This is a genomic window from Ideonella sp. A 288 (assembly GCF_002198735.1).
GTDB lineage: Bacteria > Pseudomonadota > Gammaproteobacteria > Burkholderiales > Burkholderiaceae_C > Pseudaquabacterium.
In genome coordinates this window covers 1-14,077 of the sequence record NZ_MWLO01000146.1, presented here as the reverse complement: position 1 = coordinate 14,077, position 14,077 = coordinate 1, and the positions used below count along the sequence as shown (strand labels likewise).

At 73.4% G+C, this 14,077-nt stretch carries 11 protein-coding genes; 8 read left to right on the top strand and 3 right to left on the bottom strand.

What is annotated here, in order from left to right; genetic code table 11:
* Nucleotides 1–13: 13 nt before the first annotated feature.
* Both EOINJALH_RS24680 and EOINJALH_RS24675 read right to left on the bottom strand, forming a co-directional pair.
* A complete protein-coding gene (locus EOINJALH_RS24680) occupies nt 14–3,217 on the bottom strand; it encodes a transporter substrate-binding domain-containing protein (protein WP_158219885.1) in 3,204 nt (1,067 codons plus the stop codon).
* A 218-nt stretch (nt 3,218–3,435) separates the two neighbouring features.
* A complete protein-coding gene (locus EOINJALH_RS24675) occupies nt 3,436–4,890 on the bottom strand; it encodes an aldehyde dehydrogenase family protein (RefSeq protein WP_088285172.1) in 1,455 nt (484 codons plus the stop codon).
* A gap of 107 nt (nt 4,891–4,997) precedes the next feature.
* Here EOINJALH_RS24675 and EOINJALH_RS24670 point away from each other — a divergent pair, with 107 nt between their 5' ends.
* Both EOINJALH_RS24670 and EOINJALH_RS24665 read left to right on the top strand, forming a co-directional pair.
* The gene (locus EOINJALH_RS24670) at nt 4,998–5,960 is read left to right on the top strand and encodes an ABC transporter permease (RefSeq protein ID WP_088285170.1); all 963 of its coding nucleotides are present in this window, start codon (nt 4,998–5,000) and stop codon (nt 5,958–5,960) included.
* Complete coding sequence (locus tag EOINJALH_RS24665; RefSeq protein ID WP_234414022.1) at nt 5,953–6,816, top strand: ABC transporter permease; 864 nt, start codon at nt 5,953–5,955, stop codon at nt 6,814–6,816. The genes EOINJALH_RS24670 and EOINJALH_RS24665 overlap by 8 nt, the downstream gene beginning before the upstream one ends.
* A gap of 37 nt (nt 6,817–6,853) precedes the next feature.
* Here the strand turns inward: EOINJALH_RS24665 and EOINJALH_RS24660 are convergent, their stop codons facing one another.
* Nucleotides 6,854–7,852, bottom strand: a complete 999-nt coding sequence (locus EOINJALH_RS24660; RefSeq protein ID WP_088285272.1) for a Bug family tripartite tricarboxylate transporter substrate binding protein — start codon at nt 7,850–7,852, stop codon at nt 6,854–6,856.
* 72 nt (nt 7,853–7,924) lie between these two features.
* Here EOINJALH_RS24660 and EOINJALH_RS24655 point away from each other — a divergent pair, with 72 nt between their 5' ends.
* The 6 genes from EOINJALH_RS24655 to EOINJALH_RS24630 form a co-directional block, all read left to right on the top strand.
* The gene (locus EOINJALH_RS24655; RefSeq protein WP_088285270.1) at nt 7,925–8,446 is read left to right on the top strand and encodes a class IV adenylate cyclase; all 522 of its coding nucleotides are present in this window, start codon (nt 7,925–7,927) and stop codon (nt 8,444–8,446) included.
* Nucleotides 8,447–8,653: 207 nt separating this feature from the next.
* Nucleotides 8,654–9,571 (top strand): HDOD domain-containing protein, encoded by a 918-nt coding sequence (locus tag EOINJALH_RS24650; protein WP_088285168.1) that lies wholly within the window; start codon nt 8,654–8,656, stop codon nt 9,569–9,571.
* 19 nt (nt 9,572–9,590) lie between these two features.
* The gene (locus tag EOINJALH_RS24645; RefSeq protein ID WP_158219884.1) at nt 9,591–11,456 is read left to right on the top strand and encodes a bifunctional diguanylate cyclase/phosphodiesterase; all 1,866 of its coding nucleotides are present in this window, start codon (nt 9,591–9,593) and stop codon (nt 11,454–11,456) included.
* 78 nt (nt 11,457–11,534) lie between these two features.
* Complete coding sequence (locus tag EOINJALH_RS24640) at nt 11,535–12,503, top strand: ABC transporter ATP-binding protein (RefSeq protein WP_088285164.1); 969 nt, start codon at nt 11,535–11,537, stop codon at nt 12,501–12,503.
* A gap of 62 nt (nt 12,504–12,565) precedes the next feature.
* Nucleotides 12,566–13,570 carry an ABC transporter ATP-binding protein gene (locus EOINJALH_RS24635; RefSeq protein ID WP_088285162.1) on the top strand — a complete coding sequence of 335 codons (1,005 nt, stop codon included), beginning with the start codon at nt 12,566–12,568 and terminating at the stop codon, nt 13,568–13,570.
* Nucleotides 13,567–14,077 (top strand): nuclear transport factor 2 family protein (locus EOINJALH_RS24630; protein WP_144290154.1); only part of this gene is annotated, 511 nt, incomplete at its 3' end. The genes EOINJALH_RS24635 and EOINJALH_RS24630, both read left to right, overlap by 4 nt.

The following is a 14,077-nucleotide window of genomic DNA, read 5'->3' as shown; positions in this document are numbered from 1 at the left end:
CGCCGGCGCCGCATCAACCCGGTGCCGGGTGGGCCGCGGTGACACCCAGCCGGCGCAAGGTCTCGACCAGCGCCGACACGTCCACCGGCTTGAGCAGCATGGCGTCGTGCGGGGGCGGCGCGGGCACGTCGTCGCCGAACTCGGCCAGGCTGCCCGAGCACACGATGAGCACGGTGCGTTCGCCCCGGCCGGTCTCCTCGGCGCGCACCTGGCGCAGCAGCGCCGGGCCATTCATGCCGGGCATGTCGAGGTCGGTGACGATGGCGCGCACGCCCCCACGCCGCCACAGCGCCAGGGCCTCGTCGCCCTGGCCGGTCTCGGCCACCTCCAGCCCCTGGCGGCGCAGCATGTGGGCCAGCAGCAGGCGGCTGGTGGCGTCGTCGTCGCACACCACCACCAGGCTGCCCTCGGGGCGCAGGGCCGGCGTCTCGCCCATCGGCATCGGCTGCCGCAAGGGCAGCTCGAAGCTCATGCGGGTGCCGCGCCCGCGCTCGCTGTCGAGCGTGATCGAGCCACCCATCATCGACGCCAGGCGCCGGCAGATTGACAGGCCCAGGCCGCTGCTCGGGGCGGTGGTGGATGGCTGCGCCGGGTCGTCGACCGTGGCGAAGGGCTCGAACAGCCGGGCCTGCGCCTGCGCATCGATGCCCACGCCGGTGTCGTCGACGACCATGCGCAGCCGCGGCCCATCGACCGTGCTGGCGCCATGGACCACCTCGACGCGCAGGCCGACCCGGCCGGCCGCGGTGTACTTGCAGGCATTGCTCAGCAGGTTGGTCAGCACCTGCTTGACGCGCAGCGGGTCCAGCTCGGCCTGGGCCGGCACCTCGGGTGCGATCTCGAGCACAAAGTCCAGCCCCTTGTCCCGGGCTGCCGCGCGCCAGGCGTCGCAGACCTCGGACAGCAGCGCGGGCAGGTCGACGGTGCGCGGGTGCAGGCCCAGCGCCTGCTGGTCGAGCCGGGCGCTGTCGAGCACGTCGTCGAGCAGTTGCGTGAGGGTGCGCGCCGACTCGCGTGCGATGCGCAACGCCTGCTGCTGGTCGCCTTCCAGCCCCTCGGTGCCGAGCGCCTGCAGCGCCAGCGACAGCGTGTGGGTGGGCGCGCGCAGTTCGTGGCTGGCCGAGGCCAGCATCAGGTGGCGGGCATCGGCCTCGCGCTCGAGCCGCTCCTGCAGCTCGCGTTCGGTGCTCACGTCGACGATGTAGCCGGTCCACACCGCGCGGCCGTCGGGCCGCATCGCGCGCACCGCCTCGGCATGCAGCCAGCGCTCGCGGCCATCGGGGTGCCGGTAGGCGCCGGTGGTCTTGAAGCGCCGGCCAGTGCGCAGGCTGGCCTCCTGCTCGGCCAGGGCCGCGGCACGGTGCTCCGGCCGCAGGCGCGGGCCGAGGCTGCCCAGCACCGTGTGCTTCGGGTCGAGGTCGATGCCCAGGAAGGCCTTCGCACCCGGGGTGAAGTAGTTCTGGCGCAGCGAGCCGTCGGGCTCGATGACATAACGGAAGGCCACGCCCGGCACGGTGGTGGCGATGTCGTTGAGCAGCGCCTCCGAGCGCCGGCGCGCGCGCACCTCGCGGCTGAGCCGGCGCATCCACCACGCGGTGCCGCCGGCCAGCGCCAGCAGTGCAGCGGCCGACACCGCCAGCAGCGGCAGGTGGCGGCGCCACGGGAAGCCCGGCCGCAGGTCCACCGCCACCCAGCGCCGCAGCATGCGCTGGCGCTCGTCGGCCGGGATGTCGGCCAGCGCCCGCTCGACCAGCGGCATCAGCGACGGCCCGCCGCGTGCCGTGGCCAGGTGGAACTGCGCCGGCAGCTCGTACACCTCGGCCACGGTGCGCAGGCTGCCGTCGTTGTCGGCGTTGATGCGCAGGTTGGCGAACAGCTTCACCTCCACCGCGGCATCGGCCTCGCGGCGGGCCACGCGGTCCATCGCGTCGTTGCCGCTGGCGGAGTCGACGATGCGGATGTCCGGATAGTCCCGCGCCAGCAGGCCGCGCAGCGGGTGCTGCGGCGGCAGCGCCAGCCGTCTGCCGCGCAGGCTGTCGAGGTTCCAGTAGAGCGGCCCGTCGCTGCGTGCGACCAGCATGTAGGGCATCTCGACGTAGGGCGCCGAATACTGGAAGTCCTTCTCGCGCTCGGGCGTGCGGGTGAGGAAGGGCACCAGGTCGAGCTCGCCGCGGCGCAGTGCGTCGAGCATCGCGGCCACGCTGCCGAAGGCCACCGGCTGCATCGCCACGCCCAGCCGGCGCGCCACCTGCTCGGCATACTCGGCGCCGATGCCGGAGTGCAGGCCGTTGACGTCGATGTCGTTGAGCAGCGTGAGCCCGCGCACCGCGCCGACGCGCCACACCGGCCGCTGGGCCAGCAACGCCGCCTCGGCCTCCGGCAAGGCCAGCGGCTGCGACAACACCGTGCCCGCGGGCAGCGACGCGCCCAGCGCCGCGGCAAGGTCGCGGCCGGTGCTCGACCGCAGCGACTGGATGCCCTTGTTGAGGATGGTGGCCAGCGGCGCCCAATCCTTGCGCACGCCGAAGTGGTAGTAGCCGGTGCCATAGCTGACCAGGCGATTGAGCTCGATGCCGGGCTGCGGCTCGCGCGCCAGCCAGTCGCTGGCTTCGAGCAGGCTGCCGAGGTAGGCGTCGGCGCGGCCGTCGGCCACCGCGCGCAGGGCGTCGGCCGTGGTCTCGACGGTGAGGATGCTGGCCTCGGGGTACTGGCGCCGCACATGGTCGACGGCCAGGTAGTTGCGCTCCAGCGCAAAGCTGGCGTGCGATGGGTCGATCTCGGCACCGCGCCGGGCGAACAGCGCCCCCGGCAGGGGCGTGGCGCCGATCGTGAAGGCCAGGTACTCGAGCCGTTCTGTGGTGACGCCGAGCGTCATCACGATGTCCACCCGGCGCTCGCGCGCGGCCTGCAGCACGCTGCTCCAGTCGGGCAGCACCACCGGCGTCAGCCGCAGGCCGAAGGTGCGCGCCAGCGCGACCAGCATCTCGGGGTGGATGCCCGAGACCTGGCCGTCGGAGGCGACCATCTCGTAGGGCTGGGCGGGCGGCGTGGGCACGCCCACGCGCAATTCGGGCAGGCCGGCGATGAACTGCCGCTCGGCCTCGGTGAGCACCCGCGTGTTGAGCGGCAACGCCGCCGCGGCGGTCGTGGGCGAACGGAACCGGTATTCGACCGCGCCAGCTGCATCGGCCCATGCCAGCACCGAGGCGGCGAGCACGGCCAGCCCCACGACACGGCGCCACGCCCGAAGTCCGAGACCCCACTCAGCGCTCGCGCCCATCGACCTCCACCTCCCCGCGTCCCTCGGGCGTCAGTGTGGCACGGGCGGCACGGCCACGGGCACGTGCCGACGGGCACCAGGACGTGGCGGTCAGCGCCGGCCCTCGCCGTGCACGCGGTGGGCCATGGTGCGCCTCCTGTGCGTTGAAGCCGGCATCAGTCGTGCTTGATCGCGATGGTCTTCAGCGCCGAGAAGCCGTACAGCGCCTCGAAGCCCTTTTCGCGGCCGTGGCCCGAGTGCTTGACGCCGCCGAAGGGCAGCTCGATGCCGCCACCGGCGCCATAGTTGTTGATGAAGACCTGGCCGCAGCGCAGCTTGCGCGCCACGCGCAGCGCGCGGCCGCCGTCGCGCGTCCACACGCCGGCCACCAGGCCGAAGTCGGTGCCGTTGGCGATGGCCAGGGCCTGGGCTTCTCCATCGAACGGGATCACCACCTGCACCGGGCCGAAGATCTCCTCCTGCGCCAGGCGGTGGTCGGCCGTGGCCGGCGCCAGCAGCGTGGGCGCCACGTAGCAGCCGCCAGCGGGCAGGTCGGTCGGCAGCGTGGCCTGGGCTGCGACACGCAGCCCGGTGTCGCGCGCGATGCCGAGGTAGCCCTGCACGATCTCGCGCTGACGCGCCGAGATGAGCGGGCCGACGTCCAGGTCGGCCAGCGCCGGCCCGACGCGCAGCGCGCGGTAGCGCTCGGCCATGCGCGCCACCACCTCGTCGAACACCGGGCGCTCGACCAGGATGCGCGACGCCGCCGAACAGGTTTGGCCGCAGTTCTGGATGCCGGCGTTCACCAGGAAGGGCAGCGCGGCGTCGAGGTCGGCGTCGGCGAACACCAGCTGCGGGCTCTTGCCGCCCAGCTCCAGCGTCACCGGGATGGTGTTGCGGGCGGCCGCGGCCTGGATGAGCTGGCCCACCGCCACCGAGCCGGTGAACGACAGGTGCGCCACGCCACGGTGCGACGACAGCGCGGCGCCGGCCTCCTCGCCCAGCCCCGGCACGATGTTGACGGCGCCGTCCGGAAAGCCCGCCTGCTGCGCCAGCCGGCCGAAGGCCAGCGCGGTGAGGCAGGCCTCCTCGGCGGGCTTGAGCACGCAGGCATTGCCCATCGCCAGCGCCGCGCCCACCGAGCGGCCGATGATCTGCATCGGGTAGTTCCAGGGCACGATGTGGCCGGTGACGCCGTGCGGCTCGCGCAGCGTCAGGGCCATGTAGCCGTTGGCGAAGGGCAGCGTCTCGCCGTGCACCTTGTCGGCCGCGCCGCCGTAGAACTCCAGGTAACGGGCCATGGCCAGCGCGTCGGCGCGGCCCTGCTTGACGGGCTTGCCCACGTCCAGCGCCTCGAGCCGCGCCAGCTCGTCGGCTTGCTCGGTGACCAGGGCGCTCATGCGCAGCATCAGCCGGCCGCGCTCGGCGGCGGTGAGGCGTCCCCAGTCGCCCTCGAGCGCGGCTTGGGCGGCCTGCACGGCGGCGTCGATGTCGGCCGCGCCGCCGCGGGCGATCTCGGCCAGCAGGCGGCCGTCGCTGGGGTCGATCAGCGGCAGCACCTGGCCGCCGGCAGGGGCGCGCCAGGTGCCGCCGATCAGCACCTGGCGGGTGTCGAATCCGATCTGCGGCATCACGGTCTCCTCGGGGTTTGGGGCATGATAGTTCGCATGATTTCGCCTCGAAGCCCCTCGGCGGCCCGGTGTCGGTGCGTCGCTGCCGTGGTCGACTGCGGCAACGCATGAGCGTTTTCCTCGCCAAGCGCCTGGCCACCTTCCTGGCCACGCTGGCCATCGCCTCGGCGCTGGTGTTCGCGGTGCTGGAACTGCTGCCCGGCAACGTGGCGCAGGTGATCCTGGGCGACACCGCCACGCCCGAATCGCTGGCCGCGCTGGAAGCCCGGCTGGGCCTGGACCGGCCCGCGCTGGAGCGCTACATCGCCTGGGTCGGCGGGCTGCTGCAGGGCCGCACGGCCGACAGCGTGTCGTACGGCACGCCCACCGCCGAGCTGATCGCCGAGCGCCTGCACGTCACGCTGCCGCTGGCGGTGATGGCGATGGCGCTGACCGTGGTGCTGTCGCTCGGGCTGGGCGTGTACGCCGCGTCGCGCCACCAGCGCCTGGGCGACGTGGGCGTGATGGCGCTCAGCCAGCTGGGCATCGCGATCCCGAGCTTCTGGTTCGCGATCCTGCTGATCCTGCTGTTCGCGGTGAAGCTGCAGTGGGTCGGCGCCGGGGGCTTCCCGGGCTGGTCGGAAGACGACGGCGGCGGGCTCTGGCCGGGGCTGAAGGCGCTGCTGCTGCCGGCGCTGTCGCTGGCGCTGGTGCAGGCGGCCATCCTGGCGCGGGTCACGCGGTCGGCGGTGCTGGAGGTGATGCGCGAGGATTTCGTGCGCACCGCGCGCGCCAAGGGCCTGAGCGCGCGCGCCACGCTGTGGCGCCACGTGCTGCGCAACGCGATGATCCCGGTGCTCACCGTCACCGGGCTGCAGTTCGCCAACCTGGTCACCGGCACCATCGTGGTCGAGAACGTGTTCGTGCTGCCGGGCATCGGCCGGCTGGTCTTCCAGGCCATCGCCAACCGCGACCTGGTGGTGGTGCGCGACGTGGTGATGGGCCTGGTGGCCATGGTGGTGGTGGTGAACTTCGTCGTCGACGTGCTGTACGCGTCGATCGACCCGCGCCTGAAGGCCAGCGATGCGTGAGGCCGCCGCGTCGCCAGGCATGCCGGGCTTTGCCGCCCGCGCGTGGCGCCACCCCAGCTTCCTGGTGGGCGCGGGCCTGAGCGCGCTGCTGGTGCTGGCGGCGCTGCTGTCGCTGGTGTGGTCGCCCTACCCGCCGGCCGAGATGGACATCCCGAACAAGCTGCAGCCGCCCAGCGCGGCGCACTGGCTGGGCACCGACGTGTATGGCCGCGACATCGCCTCGCAACTGCTGGTGGGCTCGCAGAATTCCATCATGGTGGGCGTGGTCGCGGTGGGCATCGGCCTGGCCGTGGGCGTGGCGCTGGGCTGCCTGGCCTCGGCGCGGCGCGGCGCGGTGGAAGAGCTGGTGATGCGCAGCTCGGACTTCGTCTTCGCCTTCCCGGCGCTGCTGTCGGCCATCATGCTGGGCGCCATCTACGGCCCGGGGCTGATGACCGGCATCGTGGCCATCGGCCTATTCAACATCCCGGTGTTCGCCCGCATCACCCGCGGCGCGGCCAATGCGGTGTGGGCGCGCGAGTACGTGCTGGCCTCGCGCGCCGCCGGCTTCGGCGCCTGGCGCATCACCACCGACCACGTGCTGCCCAACATCGCCGGCGTGCTGATCGTGCAGGCCACGATCTCCTTCGCCACCGCCATCCTGGCCGAGGCCGCGCTGTCGTACCTGGGCCTGGGCACGCAGCCGCCGCAGCCCAGCTGGGGCCGCATGCTCAACGAGGCACAGGCGCTGATGTTCCAGGCGCCGATGCTGGCCGTCTACCCCGGCGTGGCGATCGCGCTGTCGGTGCTGGGCCTGAACCTGATGGGCGACGGCCTGCGCGACCTGCTGGACCCGCGGCTGGCGCGGCAGCGCTGAGGGGGCTTGCGCACCCCGGCGCCGCCGCGGCCCGGGCTCACTGCGGCTGGAAGCCGCTGGCCTGGATGATGCGCGACCACACCGCCGAGTAGGCGCGTTCGCGGGCCTGCAGCTGGCCCTGCGACATGAAGCCCACGGTCAGGCCCATCGCGGTGAGGCGCTCGCGCACGTCGGGCATCGCCACCACCCGCGCCAGCGCCACGCCGAAGTGCTCGAGCACCGGCCGCGGCGTGCCGGCGGGCGCGAACACGCCGTAGTAGGGCAGTTCGTCGAAGCCGGGCAGGCCCACCTCGGCCAGCGTCGGCACGTCGGGCAGCGTGGCCTGGCGCGCCGAGCCCATCACCGCCAGCACGCGCAGCTTGCCGGCGCGGTGGTTCTCCATGAAGTCGGGGATCGAGCCCACGCCGGCGGCGATCTGGTTGCCCAGCATGTCGGCCATCATCGGCGCGCTGCCGCGGTAGGGCGCCGAGACGAGGTCGAGCTTGAACTTCTCGGCCAGCACCTTGACCATGAACTCTGGCACCGAGGCCGGTGCGGGCACGCCCACCACGCCCTTGCCACCGCCCTGCGACTGGACCCACGCCACATACTCGGCCAGCGTCTTGGCCGGCGTGCCGCCGGACACCGCGAAGGCGTTGGGAAAGCTGGCGAAGCCGGCCACCGGCACGAAATCGCGCGCCGGGTCGAAGCCGGGCGACTTGACCACCAGCGGCAAGATCGACACGGTGTGGTCGTGCGACAGGAAAAAGGTGCTGCCGTCGGGCGCCGCCGCCTTCAGCGCCTGCGCGGCGATCTGGCCGCCGGCGCCGGGCTTGTTCTCGACGAGCACCGTGACACCGAGTTCGCCCTTCAGCCGTTCGGCCAACAAGCGCGCGATGGCATCGGTGCCCCCGCCGGCCGGGAAGCCCACCAGCAGCCGCAGCGTCTTGCCGTCCTGGGCCCGCGCGGGGCCACTGCCGAGCGGGCCAACCAACGGGCCGACCAGCGCCGCACTGCCGAACCAGCGCAACACGCGCCGGCGATTCGATCCGATCATCTTGATCTCCAACAAGTTCCTGCCCCCGGGCCCCGATGCCCGACACGCTGAGCATGCCGCAAAATGCGCGCCATGCCAGCCAATGTCGAGATCAAGGCCCGCATCGCCAGCGTCGAGGCGATGCTGCCCCGCGCCCTGGCGCTGTCGGAAGACGAACACGCCCAGCTCATCCACCAGGACGACACGTTCTTCACCGTGCCGCATGGTCGGCTGAAGCTGCGCGTCTTCGCCGACGGGGCCGGCGAGTTGATCCACTACCACCGCGTCGACACGGACGGACCCAAGGTGTCCGACTACGTCATCGCGCCGGTCACCGACCCCGACGCCCTGCGCCAGGCCCTGCAGCGCGCCTGTGGCCAGCTCGGCCGGGTGCGCAAGGCCCGCCTCCTGGTGCTGGTGGGCCCCACCCGGGTGCACCTCGACCGGGTCGAGGGCCTGGGCGATTTCCTCGAGCTCGAGGTGGTGCTGTCCAAGGGCCAGACCGAGGCCGAGGGCCAGGCCATCGCGCGCGCCGTGATGAACGCGCTGGGCGTGAAGGAAGACGCGCTGGTCTCCGGCGCCTACCTCGACCTGCTGGCGGGCGTGCCCGCTTAGGTCAGCGGCCGCTGGGGCGCAACGGACGCATTCGACCGGGGCGCCTGGGCCGCGTGGCGCGGCTGAGGCTCCGAGCGCCACGAGCCACCACACCGGCCGCTCGGCGAAGGGCGGCGATTTCGCATCGACAGGCCGGGCTTTTCAAGCGATCGGCACCGCGCGTGGCGGGTAGTCTGGCGGGAGCGTCCGAACCCGCCCGCCTCCGCCATGACCGCCCTGCACCTGCACGAAAGCTCCACCCCGCTCGTCGACGACGAGGTGCTGGCCGCGGCCCGGGCCATGAACCTGTCGCCGGGCGGCGGCGCCGGTCCGGCCCAGCGCATGGCCGCGCTCTACAAGCCCGACATCGACCCAGACGAGCTGACGCGGCTGGTCGCCGCCGAGCCGGTGCTGGCCGCCCGCACGCTGAAGGTCGCCAACTCGGCCTACTACCGCCGATCGGGCGAGGTGGGCACGGTGGCCCGCGCGGTGCAGGTGCTGGGCACCGCCACGGTCAAGGGCATCGCCGCGGCGGCCTGCCTGGACCGCGTGGTCTCGGTGCACCCCGGCCTGCCGGCCGACGATGCCGCGCGGCTGCGCCGCCACAGCCTGGCCGTGGCCTGCGCGGGCCAGGCGCTGGCCCGCCAGGCGCGGCCGGCGCTGGAGGCCGAGGCCTTCATGGCCGGCGTGCTGCACGACATCGGCGTGCTGGTGCAGTGGGCGATGCGACCGGTGGCGATGGCCCACTGGTCGGCCGCCCCCGACTGCGGCAGCGAACTGGCCACCATCGGCACCACCCATGCGCGTTGCGGCCTGCTGGTGATGCGGGCCTGGCAGTTGCCGCAGTGGTTGCAGTCGGCCGTGGCCCTCCACCACGACGATGCGCTGCCCGACGACCCGCAGGCCGCGGACGTGTGCGCGCTGCTGCGCCTGGCCGAGGCCGTGGCCACGGCCGCGGGCTTCGGCCTGCCCACCGAGCTGCTGGCCGGCACCATTGACGGCACCAGGGACGGCGCCACCGGCGGCGACCCAGCCGCGCCCGCGCTGGCCGCCGAGCACGCCCACCTGGGCCTGGACCGCACCCGGCTCGAGGCCTTGCAGGCGCAGCTGCCGGCGCTGCTCGAGCCCTTCACCGCCGCGGGCTGAACACCGAAGAGGCTCCCCGATGCATGCGCCCCACCGTCGCAAGGGCGACCGACGCCAGGCCGCCACGGCGGCCCGCGCCGCGCCGCAGGCCGTGGCACCACCCGCCGCGGCGCGCGACGACGCGCCGACCGACCTGCAGGCCCTGCGCGACGAATGCGCCCTGCTGCGCCAGCGCCTGCAGGCCACATTGGATGGCACCATGGCCGGCACCTGGGACTGGCACTGGCCGTCGGGCGCGCTGCAGGTCGATGCGCGCTTCGCCGAGATCGTCGGCCTGATCCTGCCCGACCTGCAGGCCCTGGGCGCCGCCGACTGGCACGAACGCGTTCACACCGAGGACCGCGCCTACCGCGACGACCAGATCCAGCGTCACCTGCGCGGCGAGCTGTCGCTGGTGGACGTGGAGTGCCGCGTGCTGCACCGCGAAGGCCACTGGGTCTGGGTGCACGAGCGCGGCCGCGTGCTGCAGCGCGATGCCGACGGGCAGCCACTGACCTTGTACGGCACGCTGATGGAGATCACCGAGCGCAAGGAGCTGGAGCACCAGCTCTTCGACGCCGCCCACACCGACCGCCTCACCCGCCTGCCCAACCGCGCCATGCTGCTGCAGCGGCTGGAGCTGGCGGTGGCCTTCCAGCAGGTCGACCCCGACGAGCGCTTCGCGCTGCTGTTCCTCGATTTCGACCGCTTCAAGAAGGTCAACGACACGCTGGGCCATGCCGCGGGCGACGAACTGCTGCAGCAGATCGCCCAGCGGCTGCGCGGCGCGCTGCGCGTGGGCGACGTGCATGGCGGCAACGGCAACGCGGTGGCGCGCTTCGGCGGCGACGAGTTCGTGGTGCTGCTGCGCGACGCCCGCACGGTGGACGACGCGGCGCGCGTGGCCGCGCGGCTGCTGGAGGTGTTCTCGGCGCCCTACCAGATCCTCGACCAGGAGGTGCATTCCAGCGCCAGCATCGGCATCGTCATGGGCGAGGCCGACGGCCGCAGCGCCGAAGACCTGCTGCGCGACGCCGACATCGCGATGTACGAGGCCAAGCGCGCCGGCCGCGCCACCGCGGTGTTCTTCGACCCGGCCATGCACCAGCGGCTGGCCCGCGCGCAGGCCATGGAGGCAGCGCTGCGCCACGCCATCGCGCGGCGCGAGTTCCGCCTGGTCTACCAGCCCATCGTCGACCTGCAGACCGGCGCCACCACCTCGGTGGAGGCGCTGCTGCGCTGGCGCCACCCCGAGCTGGGTTCGGTGTCGCCTTCGGAGTTCATCCCCATCGCCGAAGAATCGTCGCTGATCCTGCCGGTGGGCGAATGGGTGCTGCACGAGGCCTGCCGCCAGTGGATGGCCTGGCACCGCACGATCCCCGAGCGCACGCCGGCAGTGATGAGCGTGAACCTCTCGCGCGTGCAGATGCACCAGGGCGACCGGCTGATCGCCCACGTGCAGCATGTGCTGGACGACACCGGCATGCCGCCCTCGCGGTTGCAGCTCGAGGTGACCGAGCGCGAGGTGATGCGCGACCCGACCCACGCCCGCGCGCTGATGGACCGCCTGCGCGCGATGGGCCTGCGCCTGGCGATGGACGATTTCGGCACCGGCACCTCGTCGCTGGGGTGCCTGCGCGACTACCCCTTCGACGTGGTCAAGATCGACAAGTCCTTCGTCGACGGGCTGGTCGCCAACCCCGACGTGCTGGCCGTCATCCACGCCACCGTGACGCTGATCGAGAACCTGGGCATGGCCAGCGTGGCCGAGGGCATCGAGGACCCGGCGCAGGCCGGCATCCTGCAGTCCATCGGCTGCCGCTACGGACAGGGCTACCTGTTCTCGCGACCGGTGCCGGCCCAGCAGCTGCCGGGCCTGCAGATGGCGGCGCCGCTGCCCGCCTGACGCACTGCGCCGCCGCGGCGACGGCGGCCGACCGCCAAGGCGTTATGGTCGGGCCTTCGCGTCCACCGACCCACCCGCTTGGCCCTGCTCGAAGTCGATCGCCTCCGCGTCACGCTGCGCACCGCGCGTGGGCCGGCCGACGCCCTGCGCGGCGTGTCCTTCTCGCTGGACCGCGGCGGCACGCTGGGGCTGATCGGCGAATCGGGCTGCGGCAAGTCGATCACCGCGCTGGCGCTGATGGGCCTGCTGCCCGAGGGCGCGCGCGCCGAGGGCTCGGTCCGCTTCGACGGGCGCGAGCTGCTGGGCCTGGACGAGGCCGGCTGGTGCCGGCTGCGCGGCGACCGCGTCGCGATGGTCTTCCAGGAACCGATGACGGCGCTGAACCCGTTGCACACCATCGGCCACCAGGTGGGCGAGTCGCTGCGCCTGCACCGCGGCCTGGGCACCGCCGCCGCGCGCGCCGAAGCGCTGCGCCTGCTCGAGCGCGTGCAGTTGCCGCAGGCCGCGCGGCGGCTCGATGCGCACCCGCACCAGCTGTCGGGCGGGCAACGCCAGCGCGTGGTCATCGCCATCGCGCTGGCCTGCGGGCCCGACCTGCTCATCGCCGACGAACCGACCACCGCGCTCGACGTGACGCTGCAGCGCGAGATGCTCGACCTCATCGGCCGCCTGGTCGAGGAGGACGGCATGGCGCTGCTGCTGATCAGCCACGACCTCGGCGTGATGGCCGAGACCGTGCAGCACATGCTGGTGATGTATGGCGGCACGGTGGTCGAGAGCGGGCCCACGGCCTCGGTCTTCGAGCGCCTGGCGCACCCGTACACGCGCGGCCTGTTCGCGGCGCGGCCACGGATGGGCCTGCCGCGTGGCAGCCGGCTGGCCACCATCCGCGGCCGCGTGCCTGAACTGGCCGACCTGCCGGCCGGCTGCGCGTTCGCCGAGCGCTGCGACCTGGCGGTGGACGCCTGCCGCCGGGCGCTGCCCGATCCGGCCCCGGTGGCCCCCGGCCACACGGCGCGGTGCATCCGCCTGGACGCCGTGCGGTGAGCACCGCGCAGCCGCCCGAAGGGGCTCATTCCCGCGGGGCGAGACCGGCCGAAGGCCGCAGAGTGCACGAATGCGTCGACGACGCGCCGCTGCTGCAGGTGACCGACCTGGTGCGGCACTACCGGCTGCCGCGCCGGCACCTGCTGGCCGCGGCGCCGGTGGTGCGCGCGCTGCAGGGCGTGAGCTTCTCGCTGCAGGCCGGGCGCAGCCTGGGCGTGGTCGGCGAATCGGGCTCGGGCAAGAGCACGCTGGGCCGGCTGGTGATGGCGCTGGAGCCACCCACCAGCGGCCGGGTGTGCCTGGCCGGGCGCGACCTGCAGGCGCTGTCGGCGGCCGAGTTGCGCGCCGCGCGGCGCGACTTCCAGATGGTGTTCCAGGACCCGTTCGGCTCGCTCGACCCGCGCCAGCCGGTGGGCCGCATCGTCGCCGAGCCGCTGGTGGCGCAGGGCCAGGGCACCGCGGCCGAGCGGGCCGAGCGCGTGGCCGCGATGCTGGACGCGGTGGGCTTGCGCGCCAGCGACGCGGCCAAGGTGCCGCACGAGTTCTCGGGCGGGCAGCGCCAGCGCATCGCCATCGCCCGCGCGCTGGTCACCGGGCCTCGGCTCATCGTCGCCGACGAGCCGGTGAGTGCGCTCGACGTGTCGGTGCAGGCGCAGGTGTTGAACCTGATGCAGGACCTGCAGGACCGCCTAGGCGTGACCTACCTGTTCATCAGCCACGACATCGCGGTGGTCGACCTGGTGTGCGACGAGGTGCTGGTGCTCTACCAGGGCCGCGTCGTCGAGCTGGGCAGCCCCGACCTGCTGTTCGAGGCCGCCGCGCACCCCTACACCCGCCTGCTGATGGCGGCCGTGCCGCGCGCGCAACCCGGCGCGCGGCGCGCGCGGCCCACCCCGGTGACGCCCATCGCCGCCCCCGGGGGTTGCCCTTTTGCGCCACGCTGTGCCTTCAGGCAGGATGACTGCCTGGGCCAGGCACCGCCGCTGCGCCCGATCGCCGGCGGCCACTGGGTCGCCTGCCACCACGCCGACACCGTGCGGCAGACCGCCACCGGAGCCCCGCGATGAGCCGAGACACCATCACCCGCTTCTACGCCGCTTTCGAGCGGCTCGATGGCAAGGCCATGCAGGCCTGCTACGCCCCCGACGCCAGCTTCGAGGACGAGGTCTTCACGCTCGCCGGCCAGCGCCAGGTGGGTGGCATGTGGCGCATGCTGTGCGACGCCACCCAGGCCAAGGGCCGCGACGCCTGGAAGCTGGAGGTCAGCGACATCACCGACCGCAGCGCGCACTGGGACGCTCACTACCGCTTCTCGGCCACCGGCCGCCTGGTGCTCAACCGCATCGATGCCGAGTTCGAGTTCACGCCCGGCGGCCTGATCCGCCGCCACCGCGACCGCTTCGACTTCTGGCGATGGTCGCGCCAGGCGCTGGGCACGCCGGGCCTGTTGCTGGGCTGGTCGCCCTTCCTGCGCGGCAAGGTGCGGGCCCAGGCCGCCGCCAACCTGGCGCTCTACCTGGCGCGACCATCGCCAGAAGTCGAAGCGGTCGCGGTGGCGGCGGATCAGGCCGCCG

What these genes read in the sequence shown, in the direction of transcription:
- EOINJALH_RS24645 (WP_158219884.1), top strand. Translation starts at nt 9,591, where the DNA reads ATGCATGCGCCCCACCGTCGCAAGGGCGACCGACGCCAGGCCGCCACG.
- EOINJALH_RS24675 (WP_088285172.1), bottom strand. Translation starts at nt 4,890, where the DNA reads ATGCCGCAGATCGGATTCGACACCCGCCAGGTGCTGATCGGCGGCACC.
- EOINJALH_RS24650 (WP_088285168.1), top strand. Translation starts at nt 8,654, where the DNA reads ATGACCGCCCTGCACCTGCACGAAAGCTCCACCCCGCTCGTCGACGAC.
- EOINJALH_RS24665 (WP_234414022.1), top strand. Translation starts at nt 5,953, where the DNA reads ATGCGTGAGGCCGCCGCGTCGCCAGGCATGCCGGGCTTTGCCGCCCGC.
- EOINJALH_RS24655 (WP_088285270.1), top strand. Translation starts at nt 7,925, where the DNA reads ATGCCAGCCAATGTCGAGATCAAGGCCCGCATCGCCAGCGTCGAGGCG.
- EOINJALH_RS24660 (WP_088285272.1), bottom strand. Translation starts at nt 7,852, where the DNA reads ATGATCGGATCGAATCGCCGGCGCGTGTTGCGCTGGTTCGGCAGTGCG.
- EOINJALH_RS24670 (WP_088285170.1), top strand. Translation starts at nt 4,998, where the DNA reads ATGAGCGTTTTCCTCGCCAAGCGCCTGGCCACCTTCCTGGCCACGCTG.